Genomic DNA, 24,361 nt, shown 5'->3' on the forward strand with positions numbered 1-24,361 from the left:
GGCGTCGGGTCAGAACACCTCGATGCGGGCGCCGAGGGTCTCCGCGTCCACGAGCTGTTTCTCCCAGTTGGGGGTGCCCGGGTGCAGTCGCAGAACCGGCCGGGAGGAGGTGATGGTCGGACTGACCGATTCCTTGGAGCGGCGCTGGCCGGAGCGGGCCTCGTAGCGCAGGCGGGAACGGTAGCCGTTGTCGGCAAGCTGCTCGATGTTGGGATCCGGTGAATCCAGGTGTGCCCTGGTGTCGTTGAGAATGCTCAGTGCCTCGTCCAGTGCCCCGACAAGAGCTGAGGCGTTGCCCTCGCACATGGCCCTGACCAGGGCGGGATCGGTTCCGGCGACCCTGGTTGCGTCGCGGAAGCTGCCCGCGGCGAGGGAGAGGGTCAGCGCGCCCCCGTGGTCGGCGACAATCGCCAGGGTTTCGGCGAGCACATGGGTCAGGTGTGAGATCCGTGCCGCGGCGGCGTCATGCGGGCCGACGCGTGCCGGCACGACCTCGGCGCCGACCAGGGATCCGATCTGCGTGACATCCTTCCAGATGCCGATCCACCGCGCGGTGACCTTCTCCGCGTCGAAGAGGTGGTCGAAGGTGACCACCCAGACCGCATTCTGGAACAGGCCGGTCTGGGAGGCCTTCCAGCCGGATTCGGCGGTTCCGGCCATCGGGTGGCTTCCCACGTAGCGTTCCTGCATGCCGCGTTCCCTCACGGCGTCGTAGACGGCGGTCTTGACACTGACAACGTCGGTGAAACCGCAGGTCGGTGCGTACTCGTTGATGGCGTCGAGAAGCTCCTTCACGGCGGTCATCGGGACCGCGAGCACTATGAGTGCGTCCTCGGTCTCGGCGCGCTCGAGGGTGGTGATCAGGTCGGGTGAGACGTCGAAGCCCTCCGCGGAGGCTGAGCGGGCTCCGGAGCGTGAACGGTTGTATCCGAAGACGGGGTGGCCGGCGGCGTGGAGATCGCGGAGCAGCGAACCTCCGATCAGTCCGAGGCCGAGGATGCAGACCGGGCGGGAGATGTCTTTGGTAGTCACCTGACAAGTGTTACACATACCTACTACGGTTAGCTCTATGAAGGGCAATGAAACAGCGCAGACCATTAACTCCGAGGACGGTCTGAGCTTTGCGGTCACCGTCACCCGTACGGACAACAGGTGGCTGGTGGCGGAGTTCGATGATGATTTCACCACCCTGGACACCTCGGTGCGGGCCGTGCGCGGACTCCGGAGCGAGGGGCCGGCGTTCGCACTGCTGTGCGTGGAGGATGAGTACTTCGTGATCGTTCGACCCACCCCCGCCAATGTCCATGTCTTCCTCTCCGATGCGACGATGGCCGTCGATGATGATTTCGCGGCGTCGGCCATGGATGAAATGGACGCCGATATCCCCGATCTTGACCCCGAAGAGCTCGATGACGTCGATCCCTGGGCCGAGGGTGACTTTGATCTCCTCGCCGACCTCGGCCTGAGCGGGCAGGTGCTGTCGGTGATCGCCGACGATCAGGAGCTGGCACCGTCCGAGCAGCTGTTGCGTGTCGCCGAGGAACTCGGTTTCGATGAGGAGCTGGCACGCCGCGTCGGACTTGACTGATGGGGGTGCTGCCGATCCCGGCCCGCGAACGGGTCGACCGGGAGCGCATGGAGCACGCCCTGGCGGTGGCCGGGACCACCCCGCTTGTCGACGTCCCGGTAGGAGCCGTCGTGTACTCCCCGCAGGGTCTGGTGCTGGCCACCGCCACCAACCGCCGCGAAAGTGACGGGGATCCGACCGCGCACGCCGAGGTGGTTGCGTTGCGACGCGCCGCCCGCCGCTTCAATGACGGTTGGCGGCTGACCGGTTGCACCGTCGTGGTCACCCTCGAACCCTGCAGCATGTGCGCGGGCGCCCTGGTGGGTGCGCGCGTCGGCCGCCTCGTCTTCGGTGCCTTCGAACCGCGCACCGGGGCGTGCGGTTCCGTCTTCGACGTGGTTCGTGATCCCGGGGTCCTGCACCGCATGGAGGTCAGCGGCGGGGTGCTTGAGCGTGAGTGCGCGGCGCTTATGGAAGATTTCTTCGCCGACCGGAGAGAAGGGTAGCAAATGTACTTCAGATCAATATTCGGCCAAGTTTTTCTTCCCTCTGGGCATCATGTGCAATAAGTGCCTACAGTGGGAACCAACCGACAGTTAAATACTTTAAGGAGTACATATCATGGCAGATTTTTCCGACAAGGTATCCAACAAGGCTGAGGATCTCGGCGGAAAGGCGAAGGAGGGCATCGGCGAGGCCACCGGAAACGACTCGCTTGCCGACGAGGGTCGCGCAGATCAGGTCAAGTCCGAGATCAAGGAAGCCGTCCATGAGGCCGGCGACAAGGTCAAGGAGGTCGCCGACAAGGTGCTCGGCGCCTTCAAGAAGGACGATGACAAGCCGCACACCGGTGATGTCAACTAGATAGCGACAGGCTTGGGCCCCGGCCCCCGGTTCTCCCGGGGCCGGGGCCCGGCTTTATTCCCGGGGGCGGGTGGGGCCGAGAACGAGTGCCACGGGTCCCCTGGCCGTACCGCCACAGGAACTGCCCTGTGCGGTGGCGAAGCCGCAGGAGGAGCATCCTCCCCCGGGGCAGCTGGATCCCAGCTGCTCGCGGTGGAGCTGACCGGCGCGCTCGAGGTGGGTCAGCACTGCGTCGACGGTTTCGCGCTGGAGCCCCGTCCTGGCAGCGATGTCTCCTCTCGAGACCGCCCCGGCCAGTAGTGCCGCCCGGACATCAGCGACAGGTGTCCTCGTGCTGGGGCCGGGCGGGCTGCTGCGGCGCGACTTCACAATTCCGGGCAGGCCGATCATAGGAATGCGCTCACCAGCTGGAAGGTGGACACCGCCAGCAGCCAGGCCGCACCCAGCTGCACCACCAGGCCGAAGAGCATCCACTTCGTTCCGATCTCCCGTTTCTGTGCACCGAGGGTGGCCACGCACGGTGTGTAGGCCAGAAGGAAGATCATGTAGGCCCAGACCGCGGCGAGCGCGTGACCGCCGGAGGTATCGTTGAAGTCCTTCTCAATGGCCGCCGCGAGCGGACTTGCGGCCCGCTCCGGGGCGTCGTCATCGGTGACATCGGCGGCATCATAGGTCTGCGCCCAGGTGGAGATGACCGCCTCCTTGGCCACGAAGCCAGTGATCAGCGGCCCGGTCAGTGACCAGGAACCGAAACCGGCCGGCGTGAACACCGGGGCCACGGCCTCACTGAGTGCTCCATAGGCGGAATCCTGGGTGGGAAGGTCCTCATCGGCGATACCGTAGCCGCCGACCACGGGGATCGACTGCAGCAGCCAGACCACCGTGACGGTGGCGACGATGATGCCACCCGCCGTCTGCAGGAACCCCTTGAGGCGAACCCACGCGACACCGAGAGCTATTCTGGGGACCGGCCACTGGTAGTCTGGGAGATCGATGACCAGGGGTTCCGAGGGCATCGCCCGCCAGAGGGTGTGACGCAGGACGAGTCCGGTGAGCACGATCAGTGCGATGGAGATCAGGTACATGGCGAAGACCACGGTGCCGGCATGGCCGGGGAAGAACACCGCGGCGAGCATGACATAGACAGTCAGACGGGCCGAACATGAGGTGAAGGGGATCAGCAGGGCGGTGAGGATCCGCTGTCGGGGGCTGCCGAGGACCCGCGTCGCCGAGATGGCGGGGACATTGCATCCGAAACCGACCACCAGCGGGATGAACGCCTTTCCGGGCAGCCCGATGGCGCGCATGAGACGGTCCGTGACCACGGCGGCCCGTGCCATGTATCCGGAATCCTCCAGGACGGCCAGACACACGAACATCAGCGCCATCAGTGGGGCGAAGGTCAGGACCATTCCCACGCCACCGATCAGACCGTCCACGATCAGACCCTCGACCAGCGGCCGATCCAGATGGACCAGTGAGAGCAGTGAGCGTGCCCAGTCCGACAGCGGGCCGGTCACCAGGGATTCCAGGCCGTCCTGAAAAGGCGCCGCAACTGTGGTGGTTATCTGGAACACACACCACATGACCGCCAGGAACAGTATCGGGCCGGCGACCGGATTGAGGGCGAGCCTGTCGATCCGCTCGGAGACGGACACCGGGGCGGGCCGGGAGCTTGACGCCAGATCCAGTGCCTGATCAATCGATGCGAAACGCACCTCCGCGAGATCATCGGCGGTGAGGTGCTCAGCGGACACCGGATTGCAGCACGGACAATCCGGATCGGTGGCCTGTCCGGGGAGGCAGATGCAGGTGGTTCCGTGGGCGATACGTCCCGCGGGGCGGGTGATCGCGGGTGCCCTGCCCATAGCTTCCATAACCGCGGTGCCCACGGCCTCGACATTGCGGCGGTGGCGGGGATCGACGGCGACGGTCGGGATGCCGAGCTTTTCTGCGATCCCCTCCGGGTCGATGTCCAGGCCGCGGGAGCGTGCCACATCCATCTTTGTCAGGACGATCAGCAGGCGATAGGGGTATTCGGCGAGCTCGGTGGCGATGTAGAGTCCCCGGGCGGGGGAGCTGGCATCGACAACCACGATCACCAGGTCGGGGCGCTCGGACTCCCCGCGTTCGATGAGCAGCTCCCTGGTGAGTTCCTCATCCGGACTCAGTGGTTCCAGCGAATAGGCGCCGGGGAAGTCTATGACATCGAAAACGGTGCCACCCGCCGTCCATGCGCCACGGCTGGTCTCGACCGTGGTGCCGGGCCAGTTGCCCATTTTCACCCGTGCACCGGTGAGCGCGTTGAACAGCGTCGACTTACCGGAGTTCGGTGCTCCCACGAGCCCGATGATCGGTGAACCCTCCGGCGCCGGCGTGGTGCCCTCCTGGCAGTGGCAACTCACGGCCGCGGACATCGTCTCCGGAGTATTGGTGGTGGTGCTCATCGCCGGACCTCCATCATGCGCAGGGTCTCCCGGTCGATCGCGTACCGGGAAATCCCGGTGTCCACCACCCGGCCTCCTCCGGAGGTGCGCTGGACCACGGTAATCGTGGTGCCCGGCCGCATCCCGAGCTCGGCTAGCCTGGACCGCAGCGCCGGCTCCGTGTGTGATCTGACCAGCGTCGCCTCCGCACCCCTGGGCACGTCGGCCAGGCTCGGCCATGAGCTCTTCCCACGGTTCCTCGAAGGAATCAGCATCGGGAGCCTTCCTTTCTCTGGTGGCCACCTTCTTCTGGGCCGGAGCGTTCGAATTGTTCCGCTCCAAAGGTTTGCCTAAGGCTTTAATGGTTACCCTACGCTCGATGAATACAGTTGCTACTTTGGTTAGGCATGACTCTAATCACGGGGTGGCGGGTGGACTTCCCGCGATTCCGGGGAGTAGGGGCCGGACCCGCGCAGGTGCCTCGTCGAGGGTGATTTGTTTGCCCGTACCCGTCTCCGTTAAGCTATCTCGCGGTGGCGTGTCCGAGCGGCCGAAGGTGTTCGCCTCGAAAGCGAATGTTGGGTAATCCCCAACCGGGGGTTCAAATCCCCCCGCCACCGCCAATGATCCCCCCAGCTGTTTCCTCAGCTGGGGGGATCTTTTTTACGGTGGTCCCGGGTGGGAGCTGAAGGGACGGTGGAAACGCCTCCGGGGTGTTGAGTTCACATTGTTGGTTCCAGAAGCTGTGACGGTACACTGTGTCCACATCATTTCGTATCCACTCAAGACGGGAACCCCGTGGCCCATATCCCAGCAGACGTTCGTCGTGAGCAGTTGGTGGATGCCGCGTTCCAGATCATCGCGACGCAGGGCATTCAACGCGCGACGACCAGACGTATCGCCGAGGCGGCGAATGCGTCGCTCGCCCTCGTCCATTATTGCTTCGAGAGCAAGGATGACCTGTTGCTGGAGGTGTTCAAGAAGCTCGCATACGAGATCGTGGACTTTACCGATGTCGCTTCGCTTCCCGCTGATCCCGCGGAACGGGCAGCGGCGTATATCATCCGATCGGCCGAGTGGGTTCTGGCTGATCCGGAGCGCGCACACGCCATGTACGAGACGACGCTGTGGGCAACCCGGCGCATCGAGGGGGAGGTGAGCATGGCGGCCACGGTGTACGAGTTTCACACCGAGGAGATCCTTCGCGTCCTGGCACCGGCTGAAATGACAGCAATGGAGGAGCCCGTTCTCCGCGATGTCGCCCGCCTGGTGCTTTCCCTCGTTGACGGTTTGCAACTGCAGTGGGTGGCCGGCGGGAATACGGCACGATTCCGCAGGAACAGCGAACAGGCGGCGGAGATGATGCGGGATCATGTGGCACGGATGATGCAGCAACAGCCATCTGGGACATAACCTCGCTCATCGCATGGACCCTGGGATCTGACCGGGTGGGCCATCTAGGGTGTGGTGAAAAGGCCCCGTGGCCCGTACGAACCCGGCAGGCAACCCCAACTCCTGGATTTTCAGTGTCGTGGATCGTTGCCTGCCGGGTCCTGTCAGCCGGATGTCCGGGCGTCGGCACGGACGCTTCTCAGTTCGGGGGCGGAGTCTTTGACCCTGCAGTCAGCGGTGGACGGACCCCGTCCCAGGGGAATGACTGCTCGATTACTGCGCTGAGGCTGAAAAGCAGATCCTCGCGTCCCGAGGCGGCGACGAGCTGCACTCCGATGGGTAGTCCGCCCGGGCCTGAACCGACCGGGAGGCTGATCGCAGGCTGCCCACCGATGTTGAAGGGTGCGGTGAAGGCCCCGACGCTGAACATCGTGTCCAACCAGGAAGGGAGGGTCTGGGTCGGGTCGTCATAGTTTAGAGTGCCGTGGGCGAACGCCGGCACGGTACTGGTCGGGGTGACCAGTACATCGATCTGCTCGAAGAAGGCGGCGAGGTCACGTACGATCTGGTCGAACTCCAGTAGACCTGCTGCCAGTTCCGTCGAGGGCATGCTGCGTGCCTCCCGCCATCCGGCCAGGGTCACGGCCTCGACGGAATCCCTGTCCGGTGGTACGGGCGCGTCGATGAACATGGACAGGTACGACAGGCCGCATACCGCGGTGAACGCCGAACGGATCGCGTCAGGACGAATCGGGAGTGTGACCTCGTCCACGATGTGCCCGGCAGACTCGAGTTCCCGGGCGACCGACAGCGCAGCCTCAGTGGCAGCCGGATCCACTGCAACCCCGTTCCAGGTCTGCGTCGCAACGCCCACGCGGAGACTCCCCTTAACCTCGTGCAGGGCGTTGAGGTATGAATTCATGGGGGCGGGGATTCGGTACTTTGCGTCGCGACCGGGCCCGGCGAGTGTGTCAAGTGCGAGGGCGCAGTCCCGCAGTGTGCGCGTCAGCACGAAATCGTAGCCCGCTCCCGAGAAACCATCGACGTCCTGGGGAGTGCGTCCGCGGGTGGGCTTGAGGCCTACGAGGCCGCAGAAAGAGGCGGGGATGCGAATCGAACCGAGTCCATCGGTGGCGTGTGCGATCGGCACACCACCGGCGGCGACGAGGGCGGCGGCGCCGCCGCTGGAGCCACCCGGTGTCCGGGAGAGGTCCCATGGGTTGCGGGTGATGCCCCGGCGTCGGGACTCCGTTGCGAAGCTCATCGAGAACTCCGGCGTCGCCGTGGATCCAAGGATGGCGAGGCCGGCGCTGCGGGCACGTGAGATCTGCTCGGTGTCCGACGCGGCGACCTGCCCGTCGAAGTACCGGCTGCCGCCGCTCCAGGGAAACCCGCCGACATGTGGCCCCTCGTCCTTGGCCAGGAAGGGGACACCGCCGAACGGACCGTTGGTGTTGAAGGATGGGACGGCATCTGCCAATGGAAAGGCCAATGCATTGAGTGAGGAGTTGAGCGACTCGATGGCAGTGCGCGCGATAGCTTGCACCTCGTCGGGATCAACCTCTCCGGAACGTATCAGCGCCGCGAGGGCGGTTGCATCGAGGGTTGAGTATTCGGACAGGGAAAGTGACATGATTCTAGACTTTCAGGGAGTAGGTGATAGCGGTCAGGATGCCTGGCGGCCGACACCTGCATAGACCCGGGGACGCCGAGTGCGGAGCCAGAGAGCGTAGAGGCATCCCACGATGAAGGAAAGCCCGACGAACCCAAACCCGATCGGGGTTAGAACTGTCGGAACACCGAGCAGCAGTGTCGCCTGCGTTGCGCTGTACCAGAGCAGCACGGCGATGGCGATAACGCTGATCGTCGGGGCGATTGCGACGGTCCAGATTGATCGCCCGCCCCTACCGTTGCGGATGAAGTACACAATGCAGGACAGTGACACCAGAAGCAGCAGCGTCTGGAAGGCGAAGATGCCGACGCCACCGAACGTTCCATAAGCCAGGACCGGATCGGTGCCGGTCACGACCACCGCAAGGACGACCAGTGCGAAGATCGTCACCGTGAGCATCGCGGCGCGGTGCGGTGAACCCAGCCGCGGGTGTGCGATCGCGAGATTGTGCGGGAGCAGTCGGTCGGCGGCGAAGGAGAAGAAGTAGCGTGAGGTGGCGTTGACGGTGGCCAGCTGTGAGGCCAGCGCACTGAGTAGCAGCAGGGCTGATACGACGAGACTGGCCATGTGCCCGACCTGCTGGTCGATGGCCATCGTCATGACGCTTGCCGGATCCTCGGCGGCCGTGGCGGCGATGTTGTCGATCCCGATGGCCGTGATCAGCGCGTAGGCGGTGGCTCCGTAGAGCACGGTCATGATGATGACAAGTGTATAGGTCGCCCGCGGGATGGATCGGTCGGGGTCTCGCACCTCCTCACGATAAAGGGCGGTGCTCTCGAAGCCGCCGTACAGCGTGGAGGCGAAAAGGATGCCGATCGAAATGGAGCCGCTGGTGAAGCCGCCGAGTGTGAAAGGTTCGGCGGACCGGCCCTCAGGGCCTCCTGAGACCACGGAGAAGACAATGAAGGCCGTGAGAACGATGACTTCGATCATTACGATGACACCGAGAACGCGACCGTTGAAGTCAGCACCCCTGTAGGCGCAGAAACCGGCAATGGATAGATAGCCAACTACGTAGATCCACCAGGGAATGTCGATCCCAACGGCGTTCAGGAAGAACGACTGGGCTGCCAGTCCGCCGAAAATCGCAAATCCCACTCCGGCGAGGATGTACAGGGCGGCGGCCAGGAAACCCGAGCCGACGCCGATCACCTTGCCGAGACCTGCGGTGATGTATGTGTAGAAGCCGCCGGGTCGTGGTACGGCACGCACCATGGCGGTGTAACCGACGGCGAAGATCAGCAACATGAAACCGACGACGGCGAAGGACAGTGGCGCACCGATTCCGTTGCCGTATCCAATGACAAGGGGGACGTATCCGGCGGCTGCTGCAAGGGGTGCGACATAGCCGAGAACAGTGAGAGTGACTCCGGTCGCGCTCAACCGTCCCGAGAGTTTACCTGTTTCGGGGGCGGCAAGATCGGCTTTGGTGCCGTTCTCGCGGAATGTGGTTTTCATGGGGGCTCCAAAGCGAGTGATGATGTTGCAGGAGACGGAGTGGGGTGTGGTTCAGAAATCAAGGGTGGTTCAGAAATCAAGGGTGGTTCAGAAATCGAGACCGCGGGGATCGGTGATCGAGAAGTAGTCTTCGTATTCCTCGATGACTTCGTAGGTCGTGACGGCCCCGTCGGTGAGGTGCATGACGTCGCCGGGAGAGCAATCGATGCGCGAGCCGTCGTCGGCGGTGATGATCAGGCGTCCCTTGAGTACGAGCGTCCATTCGTCACCGACCTGGGTGAAGGTGAAGACACCGGGGGATGCGCGGAAGATTCCCGTGATGGCGGTGCCGTCAAGGGAACGAGAAATTGTTGCGTAGTGCGGATTGGGATTTCCTGCGGTGATCGCGCCCTCGTCCAGTGGGAATGGCTCGGCGTCGATGCTGTCAAGGCGGAAACTGTGAACGTGTGGCATGTGGAAAACCTCCAAGTTGGTCATTGATTAAGTCAATGATCAAGTTAGTGTAACCTCCCGTGCACGCTCTGTATATACTCTTTTTTGCCGATTGCGGTTTTCTTATGTTTTTGGCTAAGAGGTGCCTTGTGGATCATCGGGCCATACCGCATTCCGGGGCTTGTAGGGGGCTTCCGACGTCTCGCGGAAAGCAAGGGAATCAAGCTTCTCAGAAGCTCTGGGGATGCATGTCAAACAGGCTTCCGGCGCTGGAACCAGGGTTTTGAGAACCGGTACGTTGCTGCTGGCTGCTCCCATTAGGTGCAGGGTTGCAATGGTCCGTGAAAGGGGCCTCGGCCCGTGAGCTCAACTCTTTTCAGCCACGTCGCCCAGCGACACCGGGCGAGCCGACGGAACCGGGTCGGCGGGAATCGTCCATGGACTTTCCCAGACCCTGATCGGGCTCCCATCCCGCAATTGAAGAGAAATATGGTGGCGAGACGCCGAAACCGTTCACATCGCTGGGAACCCCTCGGCGGACAGAGCCCGGCGCCGTTTGCACCTCTCTCCGCCCCTCCTTCGGTTGGGATACATGCCGATCGGGATCACCTACCCCCCGCGGTGCGGCCACCTCTTGGATGGGGGAACGGTAGAATTCCCAGACATGACAACGCCTGCCCGGGGATCGACGAAATACGACACTGAACGGCGCATCCTCGCCGAGCTACGCCGGATTCACGCGAGGATCGAGTCGGCACCGGAGGGGGTGGACAATGCCACGGCCACCGAGTTGTCGGAGGAGCTGTCGGTTCTCCGCGCCTTTATCAGCGAGGTGGATCGCCTTCCCAAAGGTCAGTTCATCCCGGTGTTGGACCCCGACGGCCGGCTGCGCGCCGAGCCGGCGGATACACGGGATGATCTCGGTGCCCTTATCCTCGGTGTGCAGGATTGGTTCGACCTCTCCCGGCTGGCCGGGAACGGCGGCTCAATGTTCGAGGCGGGCCGGCTGTGTTCGGCGATTGGTCTGGCACTGGGCAATCCGGCGCTCACCGGACGGGGCCGGAACATGCGGGAGCGGGCACGGGCCCTCGAGGAGGAACAGGCCCAGGCGGCGCTTATGGAAGCCGAGGGCGAGGCTGCGATAAATCCCGAGGTCGCCGCGGTCGACGAGGAGATTGCCATCGCGCTGGCGCGCACCCCCCTGGAGCTGACGGAGGCGGAGGTGGCCGGGGTACAGGGTGTGCTGGAGCAGCTGCTGTCCGCTGGGGATGTAGTCACCGTGCAGGCTATCGGGTTCATCGTCACGGACTATCTGGAGACGAGGTCGGATTTCGGAGAGACGTCGATGTCGACCTCCGATGCGAACTCCTATGTGTCGGCGCGGCGACTGCTGGCCTACACTCTCGAGAGCGGCGGTGCGGCGGAGGATGCGTTCCTCGCCAATACCGAGCTGGTGCGGGAGGTGGTGCTCAATTGGAATCCCGAGCTGCTGGCCAGACTGTCGCCGCTCCACCGTGCCTTCTGCCTCCGGTTCTCGGCGGCGGAGGAGGCCGTGGGGGAGCTGGGTGTGGAGGATCGGATCTCCAAAGCCAAGGATGCCGCCACCGCCTATGAGCAGGGTGGACGCTTGGATCTGGCCTCGGGGAGCCTGCTGCTGGCGGGTGCGCTCACCCATCGCAGCGGTGACAATGCCGCCTGGTTCGAAATGATCAACGGGGCGTTGAAGAAGGCCTATGAGTCGGAGAGTTTTCCCTCGATCGCCCGTGCCACCGTGGACTTGTCCAGGGTCTATGTCGCCGCGAACAGGTACCAGCAGGCGGCGCAAATTCTCATTGATCTCATCAAGAGGGCGAAGACACTGAGCCTGGGCTCAACCGCCGAGCAGGAGGCTCTCGCCTCGGTGATGGTGGAACTCGCCGGACTGTACGCGATCGCCGGGCAGCCGGATGAGCAGGCGAGACTGCTGTCCCAGGCACATGGGATCTACACCGCGACCGGGAACCTGGACATGGCCGCGAGGGTGGCCCCGGGCAGGTCCTAATGGAAGCCGAACCACCGGGAGTTCGCGGGCATCCACATGAAGACCAGTGCCAGGATGCCGAGGAGGGTGACCGGCCAGAAGTCGGTGACCACCACACACAGGATGCCGAGCGCGGAGAGGACACTCAGTGCATATCTCGCCCACGGTTGCGCCTTGAGCATGACGTAGCCCAGGGTGACGAGTGTGCATGCCGCCACCACGGAGATCACCGCGGGAATCACGGGCAGACCCGAGTCGAGGGTCCACCAGCCGAGAAAACCGGCAGCGATGAGGTAGACACCGGCGGAGACCTTCAGGGCCCAGGGTGCCCACAGCGGGTTGGTACCGCCAAAGGTCATGTGATCGCGCCGGATCTCGGTGGCCTCGCCGAAGACATAGCTGCCCCGGTCCTTGTCCGGACCGGTCCCGGAGGGAGTGTCCCATCCCCCGGTTGAATCGTGCCCGGGCCATCCGCTGCTCACTGCGCCTCCCTGGTGAACAGCTGCCATGGCGACAGTGCCCATCGGATGGGGTCGAGGGTCCGGAAGGGTGCGATTCCCTGCCTGCTCAGATGCTCTCCGCGCGGTGATTCGCCCAGAGCGGAGACCGCGAAGTATCTCAGCGGCCCCCGCCCCCCGTACATCTCGGTGATCTGGTTGAGCAGATTGTTCGCCTGCACATAGCGCAGCAGGCTCTGGATCTCCAGGTCGAGCAACTGCTGATCGTTTTCGTCAAAGTCCCATCCTGTATCGCGCTTGAAGGCCGCGCCGGTGTTTCCCATGATCGATCTCCAGGACCCCTCCGGCAGTTCGCCGAGCTTCTGCAGGGTGTCAAATTTCGAGATCGTCACCGCCAGCGCCGGGCGCGCGTCGCCGAGGATGCGCCCGAGGTTGCGCAGCACCGTCTCGGGTTCGCCGCCCAGTCCCTGCGGTGCGGGGATCAGTCCCCGCAGGTAGGTGGAGATCTGGTTCACCTTCAGGGGGTCGAAGAGAAAGATGATCAGATCGGCGAAGCGGAAGAACTCCATCGAGTCGGGGTCCGTCTGGGAGTTTTCCAGGTCCTCTCCGGCGACATCACGGAACACCAGGTAGTGCTGACGGCGAACGCCCTCGGGGTCGAGCCAGCGCCCGAGCGCGAAGATGAGGGGGTCACGCTGGTAGGCGTTGCCCGAGGCGCTGGCCGGTGTCGGTGCCATGTGCTTCATCTCCACGTACAGCGGGTTCTCGTAGTGCTCCTGGTAGTTTTCCCTGGTCTGATCGTCGGCGGCGATGACCACCTTGTTGAACTCCTGCCCGAGCAGTTCGAGCTGTTTGACCATCACAGCGGTGTACAGGCTCTTTCCCGAGGCGCGCGCACCGGCCATCGCGACGCAGTGGGTGACAGATTCCGACCAGCCCTCCGGAAGGGGGACTCCCGTGGTGGAGGTGGTAGCCCCCTCCTCCAGCGGCCTGAAGGTGTGGGGACACCGCGCAAAGGTGCTCATCGGATCACCCCGGTGTTTCCGGAGCCCAGAATGGGGGCGATGACCGACGTCGGCGGGACAAGCGCCGCGGAGTCGCCGGCATCCAGGGCGGCGAGCAGTTCCGTGCCCAGGGCGATGACGGCGGTGGAACCGTTGGAGCCGGGATCGGCGTCGAACAGCCGGGCCTCATCGGAGGCGGAGGGACCGAAGACGAGCACCAGGGTCGGACCCTCCTTCGATGCCATCGAGATCCTCGGGAAGGCCGTGACATGGATGGTGAGTGTGCCGGGGCCCGCGGTGCCCACCTCACGGACCCCGATGCCGGTCCGGGCGTGGTCGAACTCCTGCTGCAGGTAGCCGGTGACGGCGGACAACGGTGGAGCCGGGAATCCGCCGGGGATGGACAGGTCGGTGATCGCGAGCGCGGTGGCCAGCCCGGTGAGCACGCTACCCACCGCGGAGATGGCTTCGGGGGAGGCGGCCAGCGCGGACGCTGCGGTGCCGTCGGGGCGCAGGGCGATCGCGGTGATTCCGGTGGCCGGTGGCAGCTGGCCCCGGATCGCGGACAGAACGGCCATGGCCCGGTGATCGAGGTTGGTTGAGGTTGCAGAGCGGTGTGCGGTGACCACGTAGTTGTCGCCATCGCGCAGGAGTCCGCCGACCACGCTCTCATTGGCGCCGTCGACACGCACCAGGGGCAGTTCAATTCGCACGCCGGCGGAGGGCACGGCGCGATTGTTCTGGGTGATGGTCACCCGGGCGGACTCCCCGGGGCCGAAGGCACCGCCCGCGGTCGGGGAGATCGTCAGGTTAGCCCTGCTGGGGCAGTCGATGAGCATCACGGTGGAGGCATTGGCCACGTTGGCCTTGAGGTTCTCCCCATTGACGCTCAGGGTCACCGAGGAGGTTGGTCCACCGACCGCAAATGCCTCGATTCGGAGGGATCCTTCTGCCGGAATCCGGCGGGACTCACCGTCTTTCAGCGTGTAGCTCTGCATGTTTTCTGATCTTCCTGGTTGCTGGAGTTGCGTCAGTGTCCGGCCCGGAACCCCGGGGTCCGGGGAGGGCGGTGGGTATCGGGTCCGTTGAGGGATCGCGGTTGCCGCTGGGAGTCTCGGTACTGGCTCAGGGTGGAGCCCGGTCCGCCCTGAGCCCGCGTCAGCGCCGCGCGGCGGCGGATGACCTCCCGGACCAGTGCGTCGATAAGCTCGCTCCCGGAACTGCCCTCGGTGAATGATCCGATGGCGGCCGCGCTCTGCACGGCCAGGCCGAGGATGGTCTCCCTCTCAGCCGCGGACAGGGACGCGAAGGGCCAGTCGGGCAGGGGCTGCCTCTGGACCACCGACACCGACAGGGCCGCCAGGATCATCGCGCGGGAGGTGACCCCGGCCCTGGTGCTCGGCGGATGGGAAAGATAGATGCGTAGCCGCTCCGCCGTGATCGGCTGGAACTGCGGGTCGTCGAATGAGTTCTCGAGCGCGCTCGACCAGTCATCCAGGGTGCCCAGTTCGATGAATCGCAGGTCCAGATCCGTCAGCGAGGGCACGATGCCCGCGGTGATTCCGGCCCCGTGGGGAAGCCTCGAGAGATAGTCCCGCACGGCCCTGAGATCGGGCGACATCGCGGCGCCACCGGCCCCGGGCTGCGCTGCCTGACGCGGACCGGGCTGCGCGAAAGGATTGGATCCGCCGGTGTCCGGCAGATCGGGAGGGGCGAGCCGGACCGCGGGGGAGGTCTCCTCGGTCGGATCCTCCCAGACGCCGGTGCGCGCCGGGGCGGGCGGGACCTCATCACTGGTGAGGATGCGCACCTGCCGCCCCGCCAGATCCTGGGTGATGCGCTCGAGGTCCATCGGCGGCACGACCGTCAGCAGGGAGCCGTTGCTGATAGCGGCGGCTACGGTGTTGAACCGCTCGAAGGTGGAGAAGGGCAGGAGGTGGCCCTCCGGCAGCTCCCTGGCGACGGCGGCCACCCACAGATCCGCCTCGGCGGGCGGTGCGGCGAGGATGACCGGGTTCTGCCCACCGCGCAGAATCCGCACGATATGCTCCACCAGTGCCCTCCGGCGCCCGTCCATGGAGGCGTTGGCGATCCCGGCATAGGCCGCGGGCAACGGCGACGCTCCGGAATCCGGCCCCCAGCCGTCGAGAAAGAGATCCGGCATCCGGCCCCCGGCGAGTGGGCCCTTCTCCGGGAGGTCCGCCGGGATCCGGATGCGCTGCGTCTCGATCGCCCCGAAGGGGGCCGGGATGGCGGGGGAGCGCAGGTACTCGTGGGCCGGGGCGCCGTCGATCAGCGCACCGCCCGGCACCAGCACGTAGGTGAAAACGTTGCCCGGTCGGCCGGTTGAATCCTGGCCGGCCGGCGCCGAGGCGTAGAACACCATCTCCCCGTGGTTCCACGGGGCGGGCAGCCACGCGAATCTGCGCGTCAGACGCAGCCGCTGGGCGCGGGAGGGGTAGGAGGGCACCACCGTTCCGTCGTTGAGCTGCGTGGGCACCTGCGCCACCAGCGTGTCGACGCGAGCACCGTCCGCATCACCGCTGACCTCCCGGACCCGCCACCCGCCGGGCAACCCGGGCTCCTCCTTGAAGGAGGCGTAGCCGAAGGCCCAGGACATCAGAACTCCCCGCCGTGGTGGGGGGTCCACCGCAGGCGTGAGACCACATCGCGCTCCACCACGATCCTCTCCGCGGCATCCGGGTCCGGCTCGCCGACCGCACGGATGAACAGACGGAAGTACCCGCCGGGCGTCAGGGGCCGGGTGTCAACCCACCAGCGGGGTTGATCGGGGTCGGCGGCCGGGCCTTCCCCGGATCCGCTCTGCAGGGAATCGGGGGAGATGAGAAGCGTGTTCTGCGAATCCTGGAGGCCCTGGCACTGCACGGGGGCGCCGTCATCGGGATCAAGGGGGAGGCGGTTGTCGTTGTAGATCAGGATGAACTGCGGGGGATTCATATCCGGGTTCCCCTCCCGCCAGATCGACAGCTGAGGGGACCGCCCCGGCGCGTACTCGATGTCATAGGAGTACCGCTTGAGTCCGCGGTACCTGACAACGCTGGGAGCAGCCTCGGTGTAGTCACCCTTCCATATACTTCTCGGCGTCAGGGTCACCGTGTCCCCGGTCGAAGCCAGATTCAGCCGCACACCGCCCTGCCTGCGGTAGACATCCTCCTGGAGTTCCAGGGAATGGCCGTGCACCGGCGCCACCTCCACGAAGGCGGCGCCGGCCGGCCAGTCGAAGGTGAGCAGCTGGCTGTTGACCCTCTCGATCAGCCGCACCTCGTTGATGGGGGACACCCGCTGGAGAACGCTGGACTCGCCGGCCCACGCGCGTTCACCGACGATGTTGACGGGCGTCACGTAGACCAGGTGCCACTCCGAGGGCCAGGGCATATCGGTATTGACCAGGCTTCCCGCTTCGCCCTCCTCGGTTTTTGTCGGCACGTCGTCGATGAAGGCCTCCTCATTGTCAATGTAGAAGGTGTCCACGGCCGCCATGGCGAGATCCGGGCGCGGCTGCAGCCGGGAGAGGAAGATCTTCACGCTCCCGGTCGGCGGGGCGATCCAGGACAGCACGATCCTGTCGTTGTCACCATCCCCGACCCGCTCAACCACCGAAAGCTGCACCTTCTGGATATCGGCGTTGACATGCTTGCTGATGACCTCGCCGCCCTCACCGGTCAGGTCGGAGCCGCGGAAGCGGACAACGGGCACCAGCTGGAAACGGTAGGTAAGTCCGCGGGTGAGAAGGCGGTCGGTGAAGCCGTGGGCATCTACCCCGGTGGTGAGCTCATTGGCCGGGGAGGTCAGTTCACCGGCGCCCGCGGTCCGGTAGACACGGACGGCGGAATGGCCCTCCAGGGGATCCCAGCTGCCAGATATGACACCGTTGGATTCATTGACCTTGAAGTTCTCCGGTGGGAAGGCGATCGCCCTCTCGCCGATGAGCACCGGCTGCGCATCGGCCATCTCCGCCTCGTTTCCCGCGGAGGCGTGCGCCCACACCATGTAGTGGCGCATGCCACCGGTTCCGGGATTGTTGTCACGGAAGGCGGTCCCCCAGGTGGCCACCAGCTGCTCACCCACATCCGGGGACTGACTGACCTCGGAATCCGCGGCGATCACTCGGTAGATCACCTTGTAAGTGGCCGGTACGTCCAGGCGTTCCCAGGTGATCAGGACGCTGCCGCGGGAATCCGGATCGGCGGGGTCGCGCTCCTGGGTCAGGGTGATCCCGTGCGGGTTGCCACTTTGTTCGCCGTAGAGGAAATCGGCGAAGAACTCGCGACCGATGTCCTCGAAGTCCGCGGGGTCGACCTCGATCACCCGGTGATTCGCGGCGTGCTGCTCACGGATCAGGTCGGCCAGGGACTTCCTTGATGACGAGGGCCCATGCCGCGAGGGTTGCGGTTCTTCCATAGGCGCCGGGACGGGTGCGGGGGTGCGTCCCTCGAGCACGCCGAGCAGGTCCGCGGCGTGCATCCGCGCGTCCGCGAGCAGCAATGCCCGGATCGAATCCTCGGTGGGTGGGCTCAGCAGCGCGATCTCTCCGAGCAGTGACAGTGGTAGTTCCCTCAGGCTTGGCATGTGTCCATTCCCTCCTAGATCAGCTTGTCCCATGTGGAGGGCGGGAAGGTCGGGCCCTCCGCCTCGGTGGCCTGGGTGTCGAAGGGATTGCCGAAGGTGGGTGGCTCATTCGGGGCGGGGGCCGGGGGCGTGCCCCTGAGATCGCGGAGGTTCCCGAGTTTGCCGTACTGCACCACCGTCACCGACCTGGTCAATGATCCCTGCGGGGTGTCCGTCGGTGTGGTGATGGTCCTGCCGATGGTGTCATCGACCACCAGGGCGCCCGAGTTGACCCCCTCCGCATTGATGGAGTCGCTGGAGAAGCGGGCGTCGGAACGCGGTGTCCGCGACAGCGGGTTGAGGAAATCCTCCTTCGGGATTCTGATGAGTTCGCCACCACGGACGATTTCAACGGTGCTGAGGCGCCGGGAGAGTTCCCTGGTGACACCGGGGTGCACAAGCGCCTCCGACCACGCTTCGGCGGATCGGTCCGCGCCGGCGAACCCGGCCGTGGCAACGGTGCCGGCGAGGCTGTCCAGGGTGGATCCGCTGCCCGAACCGGCCTGGCCGTAGAGATCGTTGAGGTTTGAAACGGTGGAGCCGGTGCTGCGCCGGAGGGAGTGCTCGGCGTCGTCGATAAGCGAGACCATTGCCTTGCCGGCCCAGTCGCGGGGAAAGACGATCTGGCGCATCTCATTGACCACATCGGTGATCTCATCCTCGGACAGCACCGCACGCCCCAGCTGGGTCGAATTCGGCAACCCGTTGTCCGGCAGGACCCTGGACACGGCCGTACCCGACTGATCCCCCAGGGGGTCGGCGATCGCGCGGCCCAGCAGCACCGACCACGACAGGAACTGCCGGTAGGCGCTGGCGGCACGGCCGACGTCGCTGAGCGCGGCATCCCGGTTGTGCCTGGCGATCTGTTCATTGGCGATCAGCAGATCCGCCTCCTGCACCTCGGCCAGGATCCCGCGTCGCGCGGAGGCGAGGATCTTCATCTGGATTCCCATGACAGCGGCGGTGGAGACCGCACCGATCAGCAGGTACCAGCGCCAGTCCGGGCCACTGAGCTGCTCAATAATGCGGACATCCGGCTGATAGTGGCCGATGCACAGATAGATCAGTATCAGCATGAGCGCCAGCCAGACGAGGCTGAGCGCGCGCAGGGTCCTCGTCAGCTTCCGGTTCTCGCCGTCGTAGTCACGCGCGCGGTAGTTGTCCAGGCGGGCCTTGAGCTCCATGTGTTCCTCGCGTGATGTGCGGGCCGACTCCTGCGAGGTGGAGATCATGTGTGCCAGCTGTTGTCCGGTCTTCCAACCGAAGCTCGCGGAGTACCTCGTCGCCCACCCGAGAAACTCCTCGCGCAGGGCGTGCAGACTCTGGTCGGGGGTCTGGGTCACGGCGAAGTCGATCTGCGACTTATACCAGGTCGCGCGATGGGGATCGAAGGGATGGATGATGGCATCGTGCTCGCTGATTCCCACGATATCGGCCAGCAGCGGGTGGTAGCCGTTGAAACTGTCCGCCACGTCGGGAACCGACATCCAGCCCTGTTCGAGGATCGCCGGGTTGTGCTGATTGTCTCGCGGGGGCTCCAGCCCCGCCACGTGGCGGTTGGTTCCGTCGACAAGCGTCTGTGCCACCTGGGAGTATCCGCGCCAGAGCTCCGGGAGCGAGGGCGGGTCCTCCACCGACATACCGCGGTCTCTGGCGCCCCGCGTCAGCTCGGTCGACGCCTCGGAGAGGCTGTCCAGTGGATTGCCGCTGATCCGGCCGCCGTAGGTTCCGCAGATGACATCGACGGCGTGGGAATCGCCGTAGAGCTGCTTCTGCACGGAGCGCGAGACCGCCCTGTCGATATTGCCGCGCAGCTCATTCTGCCAATCGCGCGGGGTTCCGATGGCGAATCGGAAGTAGTCGGAGAGGAAGGATCTGATTGCCGCCCACGCGTTCGTCTTGGTGGTGTGCGGGGTCTTTCTCGGCTGCTTCTCCACGATCAGTGAACTACGGTAGATATCAATGAGCTGCTCGGCCATCCGGTGGTTGATGTCATCGGCGTTATGGATGCGGACCGCGATGCGACCATCCTCCACCTTCGGCAGGGGCAGTTGGGAACCGACATCGAAGCTGCGTTCACGGACAACCGCCTCGACCTCGGAGGCGTCGATGTTGCGGTGGAAGGCGCGGACATAGCGGAAGGTGTACTGGTCACCGGTGGAGATTGCCTCGCCCGATGCTCCGATGAGTGCGCACTCGCGGGACCCGGACCACAGGCCGCTCAGACTGGCCAGCGTCGGTGCCGCTAGTCGTGCGATGTCCACCGGGTCCCCGGCACGCAGAACCGGGGTCGTTCTGGAATCGGGTGAGGCGGACTCGGAATCGGTCGGGGCGATCGCAAGCGTGGACCATCCCATCTCGTGTGCGGGCTCAACCGGATCCAGCGGCAGCCGGGGAATGAGAACGCGCACCCGGGGGGTGACGGTCGCGGCGTTCAGGCGGTGATCGATCTCGCCGGTCCAGCGTCGCAGCCCTTCCAGATCCAGGGTGTGTCCATCCTCATCGGCATCGAGGGCGATCAGAAGCGCACCGCCGCGGAACCTCTGCAGGGCGTCATCGAGGGTGACCACGGCCTCCACGGACTCCGGTTCGGCACCCGATGCCGGGGTGGCCACGCGCACCACCTTCCGTGAGGTCTCGCAGCGCGGATCGATCCAGGTGAAGGCATCGATGAGACCCATGGCCGCGAGATCGAGGAGGTTTCCCCGGATCTGCTCGGCGATGCTTCCGTGGCCGAGGAAAATGACGTGGGGGAGGGCCATCAGATGAGTCCGCCTGCCTTGAATGTCGGGACGTCCGGGTTGGCGTTGAAGGTGGCATCCTGCCCCGGGGTGGTGGCGGGGTTGAATTCCGGTGTCACCGGTCTACGGGCCAGATCGCGGGCCTCGTCGAGCTTACCCAGCAGGTCCGGGACCATCGCGTAGACATCGGGTGCCAGATCCCGGTAGAAGGGCATGCCGCTGGCGTACTCCCGGGAGCTGACCGACGCCCAGGGTTTGTTCTCGGCGGGGGACCCCGGAAGCGGGGAACCGGCGGAGGGGATGAACTGCGCCGCGTTCGCCAGGGCGCCCTCGAGGCTGCTGCGGACGATGTCATAGCGTTCATCGACCGACTCCCCCACCGGGCCGGTACCTTCCGCCATCCGCACGGGATGGTCACCGTTGCGGAGGAACTCGGTGAGCCTGGCGACGGCGGGGCGGACCTTGATGCCGGTCGTCGGGGCGTCCCTGCCGGAATCGTAGAGGGATCGCAGCAGCCGGTAGGGCAGCAGGGAGGAACCGACGCTGCCGTCGATGGATCCGGTCTGGGAGCCGGCGTAGGCCAGCAGCACGGATTCGATGACGGCCGGCATCCAGTCGATCGCCGCGATCATCTGGGACGGCGGAGTGAGAAGCGGGTTGGGGAAGGGAACCCACTGCCTGGTGGAGTCATCGAAGATGAAGGCGGCGTCATTGGCCACGTAGATCCTGCCGGTGATCGTGCCGATGATCCATCCGGCCACCATCGCACGGCGCTCGGCATTCGACATCGGCAGGGCCGCGGGCAGCGGGCGAGCGCGGCGCATGCTCCAGAAACCCTCGGAACGACCGCGGCGCGCGGCCCACTGCTCACTGATGTGGGGAAGCAGGGAGCTGAACACGATCGGGGAGTAGTTCGGGTAGGAACCGAAGACGTCGATGTGCTGGATCCGGTGCTCGGTTCCCAGAGACTTGGTGAAGGTCTCCAGGGTCGTGTTGTCCAGATTGTCCTTGGCCTGGATGACCGCGGAGAGACTGTCGGCTGCCTCCATTGATTTGAAGGGTATCTCCGAGAAGGTGAAGCGGTAGATCTCGGGGGATCCGTGCACCGCCTGGACCATCGTGGAATCCACCGCGGCCAGTGGCCTTGCCTGGGCCAGTGCCTGGTCGAATGCGGAGCGCAGGCGCTGCAGACGCGCATTGTAGTTCACGTCGTTTCCGGCATTCTCCCTGGTCAGATATGTGCGCAGGTCCGCGGAGATGAAATCGGAGAAGGGATAGTTGGGCCTTTCGATCCATTCGCGGGAGCGTTTGAGAATGTCCTCGGGGCTGATGCGGACCTGGAACTGGGCGGCACGGGCCTCCCTGGTTTCGCCTCCTGCGGGTGGGGTGGACAGATGCTTGGACACCCATCCCGCGCGGTTCCCTCCCTCGGAGCGGGCCCCGCGCGGTGGGGCGAGCGTGTTGTCCGGAGCCTTCTTCGCTCCCTGCGACTCCCACTGGCCGAGAACGATGGCTCTGGCCGCGACCCTGGAGGCCTCCCTGTCATCGAAGATGCCATCATCGGCGGCCCGAACGGTGTTGAGCAGGTGGGTGGCGAAATCGCGGGGGAAGGAGTCGACCTCGGTGATCAGGATTTCGTTGTGGGAGCCGTAGAAGCGGGAATCGATCCGCTCATCGGAGTCACGGGGCCATGCGACAGGATCGGCGGTCGCGACATCGGCGAGGGTGGGGGACACATCGCGCTTCCTGTCGGCGGCGTCGAGGGCGGCGTGGGCCGCGTTGATCTGCCTGAGAAGGCGGGTGAGCACATTGGCCACAAAATCGTCGAGGACCTTCTCCAGGTATCCGGCGACGCGGACGATGAAGTAGTCGAAGAGCTGCGGGCGGTAGAGCGAGATGATCGAACCGGTGAGCACATCGGCCTGGGACACGGCGCCGTTGCCACTGAGCGGTTGCATCCGCTGCTCGAAACCGTGGGGTGGGGCGGCCGGGTTCCTGCCCTGGTTCTGGCTGACCAGGGTCCACATCGGCTGGATGACACGCTGGGTGTAGATGTCCTTCAGGCGTGCGAGCATGGCCTCGACGAAGGGGACGCCGTTGTGTGCGAGTTCACGTTCGGTGACCGCGATCAGCCTGTCGGTGAGGGTGTCGGCGAAGTCGTAGACGGTGGCGTAGGCGGCCGCATCGAGCTGTCCGTGCAGTTCCCGGGAGGTTCCGGGGTCGGACAGGCGGTTGCGGATCAGAGCGGAGAAATCCCGCGCCGGGATGCCGTCCTCGATGCGGAGCTGGGAACGCAGCCACCTGGCGGAGTTCTCCACCGGCCCCACCCCCTGTTCGCGGAACACCCCGGACAGCCACTGGGTCAGCTGTTCGGTGTTGGGCCGACCCTGGCTGAATTCGGCCTGGAGACTGAGTTCGGCGATGATCGCGACGATGCGGTCGTTGAGCCGGCTCTGCAGCTGTTCCTCGCCGGTGGCGTTGTTGGCCGGGTCGAGATGGCCGCGGAGGAGGCGGTCGAAGCCGGTGCGGGCCAGGCGCTGAGCGGAGTACTCGGCGAAGCGGTCGCGTCCCATGGATAGCTGGGCGTAACCCATCGACGCCCAGGGCATCCCGTCCCAGGGGAGCTCGTCAGGATTGGCCCATCCGAGGAAGGAGCGGTCACTGTCGGGCGATCCGGTGTTGGCCAGGAAGAAGGAGGCGAAGGAATCGGATGCCTCCTCCGATGCCATCAGTGCGGCCAGGGCGCGTCCGAGTCCACGGTAGACGGTGTCGGGGTAACCGTCGCCGAAGACCGTGCCCTGGGAACCCATGCGCGCGCCGATCGGGAACAGGCGTGCGAAGGTCGATGCGGAGGACACCTCGTCCAGACCCATGGCACGGAACAGCGCGCGGTCGGACTCCGCCGAGGCGCCGGTCTGGGTCGCGATCGCCTCCCCGAACATCGCCAGCGCATTCGGCCAGGTGCCCAGGACATCGGAGGCCGCCAGCTTCTCAAAGACCTCCGGGGTCAGCATGAACACCGCGGTGTGGTCGGGTTTTCCGTTTTTCAGGGTGGACAGCACCCGGCAGACATCCAGAAACATCGAGGCCCCGGCTCCACCCGCCATCGAGGACACCACGAAGATGATCGGGGCCTCGTTCTGCTTGTCGCTGTGCCGTCCGGTGATGCGGTAGGTCAGCTCGTTGAGCTCCGTCACGCTTTCGGTCTTGTGCAGGGTGTCGAGTGCCTGCTCCAGTCCGTTGCGGATCTGGGTCAGTGCCGGGATGGTCAGCATCCTGCCGATGGCGCGGTACTGGCCCGCACCATCGGAGATCGGCACTGGGATCGACGTGGGGCGGCGCGGGGCCCAGGTGGCGATCTCCCCGAGCGCTTTCTTGTCCCCGAGGACCGTGGACAGGCTCGCATCATGGGTGCGGTACTGCGCCTTGGAGCCGATGCCGATGTATGTGCCACCGTTGTCCTGCACGTTTCCCAACCCGGAGGGCCCCTTCTCGGGGACGATGGGGACATCGATGGTGACAAACTGCCATGCCTTCGGCAGTGAGGTGATCGTGGGATCGATGCTGCGAAGCGTTGCCTTGAGCTGGTCGATCATATACGCCTGGGTTTTGGCTCCGGAGCCACCACAACCGACGACAAGGAACTTTCTCACAGATAATCCTCTTTCCTTTTGCTAAGAGCTGTCTTTCCGGGCACG

The 24,361-nt window shown here is 65.2% G+C and carries 19 protein-coding genes and 1 tRNA gene; 6 read left to right on the top strand and 14 right to left on the bottom strand.

Features of this window, described 5'->3' with window-relative positions; all coding sequences use genetic code 11:
* Positions 1 to 9 precede the first annotated feature (9 nt).
* Positions 10 to 1,032, bottom strand: a complete 1,023-nt coding sequence (locus tag B7E02_RS03025; RefSeq protein WP_080792973.1) for a prephenate dehydrogenase — start codon at positions 1,030 to 1,032, stop codon at positions 10 to 12.
* A 37-nt stretch (positions 1,033 to 1,069) separates the two neighbouring features.
* On the opposite strand from B7E02_RS03025, the gene B7E02_RS03030 reads away from it, so the two are divergent.
* The 3 genes from B7E02_RS03030 to B7E02_RS03040 all read left to right on the top strand — a co-directional run bounded on the left by B7E02_RS03030 (position 1,070) and on the right by B7E02_RS03040 (position 2,431).
* Entirely contained in the window at positions 1,070 to 1,588 is a 519-nt protein-coding gene (locus B7E02_RS03030) for a tRNA adenosine deaminase-associated protein (protein WP_080792976.1), read from the top strand.
* Positions 1,588 to 2,073 carry a nucleoside deaminase gene (locus tag B7E02_RS03035; protein ID WP_080792978.1) on the top strand — a complete coding sequence of 162 codons (486 nt, stop codon included), beginning with the start codon at positions 1,588 to 1,590 and terminating at the stop codon, positions 2,071 to 2,073. The genes B7E02_RS03030 and B7E02_RS03035 overlap by 1 nt, the downstream gene beginning before the upstream one ends.
* Before the next feature lie 115 nt (positions 2,074 to 2,188).
* Positions 2,189 to 2,431, top strand: a complete 243-nt coding sequence (locus B7E02_RS03040; protein ID WP_080792982.1) for a CsbD family protein — start codon at positions 2,189 to 2,191, stop codon at positions 2,429 to 2,431.
* 54 nt (positions 2,432 to 2,485) lie between these two features.
* Here B7E02_RS03040 and B7E02_RS03045 read toward each other — a convergent pair whose 3' ends face one another.
* From B7E02_RS03045 to B7E02_RS03055, 3 genes are read right to left on the bottom strand one after another with little or no spacing between them, the layout of a single operon-like run.
* The gene (locus tag B7E02_RS03045) at positions 2,486 to 2,821 is read right to left on the bottom strand and encodes a FeoC-like transcriptional regulator (protein WP_080792984.1); all 336 of its coding nucleotides are present in this window, start codon (positions 2,819 to 2,821) and stop codon (positions 2,486 to 2,488) included.
* Positions 2,818 to 4,878, bottom strand: a complete 2,061-nt coding sequence (feoB, locus tag B7E02_RS03050; protein ID WP_080792986.1) for a ferrous iron transport protein B — start codon at positions 4,876 to 4,878, stop codon at positions 2,818 to 2,820. Before feoB ends, B7E02_RS03045 begins: the two co-directional genes overlap by 4 nt.
* Positions 4,875 to 5,132 carry a FeoA family protein gene (locus B7E02_RS03055; protein ID WP_080792988.1) on the bottom strand — a complete coding sequence of 86 codons (258 nt, stop codon included), beginning with the start codon at positions 5,130 to 5,132 and terminating at the stop codon, positions 4,875 to 4,877. The genes feoB and B7E02_RS03055 overlap by 4 nt, the downstream gene beginning before the upstream one ends.
* A 257-nt stretch (positions 5,133 to 5,389) precedes the next feature.
* Between B7E02_RS03055 and B7E02_RS03060 the strand changes: the two genes are divergently transcribed.
* Both B7E02_RS03060 and B7E02_RS03065 read left to right on the top strand, forming a co-directional pair.
* Positions 5,390 to 5,480: transfer RNA gene (locus tag B7E02_RS03060), tRNA-Ser, on the top strand.
* 175 nt (positions 5,481 to 5,655) lie between these two features.
* Positions 5,656 to 6,270: a TetR/AcrR family transcriptional regulator gene (locus B7E02_RS03065; protein ID WP_179129641.1), complete on the top strand. Its 615-nt coding sequence runs from the start codon at positions 5,656 to 5,658 to the stop codon at positions 6,268 to 6,270.
* A 178-nt stretch (positions 6,271 to 6,448) separates the two neighbouring features.
* Here B7E02_RS03065 and B7E02_RS03070 read toward each other — a convergent pair whose 3' ends face one another.
* From B7E02_RS03070 to B7E02_RS03080, 3 genes are all read right to left on the bottom strand, one after another.
* Positions 6,449 to 7,882: an amidase gene (locus tag B7E02_RS03070; RefSeq protein ID WP_080792991.1), complete on the bottom strand. Its 1,434-nt coding sequence runs from the start codon at positions 7,880 to 7,882 to the stop codon at positions 6,449 to 6,451.
* Between the two features lie 33 nt (positions 7,883 to 7,915).
* On the bottom strand, positions 7,916 to 9,379 hold the full coding sequence (locus tag B7E02_RS03075) for an APC family permease (RefSeq protein ID WP_080792993.1): 1,464 nt from the start codon (positions 9,377 to 9,379) through the stop codon (positions 7,916 to 7,918).
* An 87-nt stretch (positions 9,380 to 9,466) separates the two neighbouring features.
* Positions 9,467 to 9,832, bottom strand: a complete 366-nt coding sequence (locus B7E02_RS03080) for a cupin domain-containing protein (RefSeq protein ID WP_179129642.1) — start codon at positions 9,830 to 9,832, stop codon at positions 9,467 to 9,469.
* 643 nt (positions 9,833 to 10,475) lie between these two features.
* Between B7E02_RS03080 and B7E02_RS03085 the strand changes: the two genes are divergently transcribed.
* Entirely contained in the window at positions 10,476 to 11,852 is a 1,377-nt protein-coding gene (locus tag B7E02_RS03085) for a hypothetical protein (RefSeq protein ID WP_143336617.1), read from the top strand.
* Here B7E02_RS03085 and B7E02_RS03090 read toward each other — a convergent pair.
* From B7E02_RS03090 to B7E02_RS03120, 7 genes are read right to left on the bottom strand one after another with little or no spacing between them, the layout of a single operon-like run.
* On the bottom strand, positions 11,849 to 12,313 hold the full coding sequence (locus tag B7E02_RS03090) for a hypothetical protein (protein WP_080793000.1): 465 nt from the start codon (positions 12,311 to 12,313) through the stop codon (positions 11,849 to 11,851). The two genes, B7E02_RS03085 and B7E02_RS03090, sit on opposite strands and share 4 nt — an antisense overlap.
* Positions 12,310 to 13,314 carry a hypothetical protein gene (locus B7E02_RS03095; protein ID WP_080793001.1) on the bottom strand — a complete coding sequence of 335 codons (1,005 nt, stop codon included), beginning with the start codon at positions 13,312 to 13,314 and terminating at the stop codon, positions 12,310 to 12,312. Before B7E02_RS03095 ends, B7E02_RS03090 begins: the two co-directional genes overlap by 4 nt.
* Positions 13,311 to 14,291, bottom strand: a complete 981-nt coding sequence (locus B7E02_RS03100) for a hypothetical protein (protein ID WP_080793003.1) — start codon at positions 14,289 to 14,291, stop codon at positions 13,311 to 13,313. Before B7E02_RS03100 ends, B7E02_RS03095 begins: the two co-directional genes overlap by 4 nt.
* Positions 14,292 to 14,323: 32 nt before the next feature.
* On the bottom strand, positions 14,324 to 15,913 hold the full coding sequence (locus B7E02_RS03105) for a GAP1-N2 domain-containing protein (RefSeq protein WP_080793004.1): 1,590 nt from the start codon (positions 15,911 to 15,913) through the stop codon (positions 14,324 to 14,326).
* Positions 15,913 to 17,883, bottom strand: coding sequence for a SaeA-related protein (locus tag B7E02_RS03110; RefSeq protein WP_080793006.1), 1,971 nt, complete (start codon positions 17,881 to 17,883; stop codon positions 15,913 to 15,915). Before B7E02_RS03110 ends, B7E02_RS03105 begins: the two co-directional genes overlap by 1 nt.
* Before the next feature lie 14 nt (positions 17,884 to 17,897).
* Positions 17,898 to 20,684, bottom strand: a complete 2,787-nt coding sequence (locus B7E02_RS03115; protein ID WP_080793008.1) for a hypothetical protein — start codon at positions 20,682 to 20,684, stop codon at positions 17,898 to 17,900.
* Positions 20,684 to 24,316 carry a tubulin-like doman-containing protein gene (locus B7E02_RS03120; protein WP_080793014.1) on the bottom strand — a complete coding sequence of 1,211 codons (3,633 nt, stop codon included), beginning with the start codon at positions 24,314 to 24,316 and terminating at the stop codon, positions 20,684 to 20,686. The genes B7E02_RS03115 and B7E02_RS03120 overlap by 1 nt, the downstream gene beginning before the upstream one ends.
* Positions 24,317 to 24,361: the final 45 nt, after the last annotated feature.

Origin of the sequence: Corynebacterium pacaense (assembly GCF_900169525.1) — a bacterium.
In the GTDB taxonomy this organism is placed as follows: Bacteria; Actinomycetota; Actinomycetes; order Mycobacteriales; family Mycobacteriaceae; genus Corynebacterium; species Corynebacterium pacaense.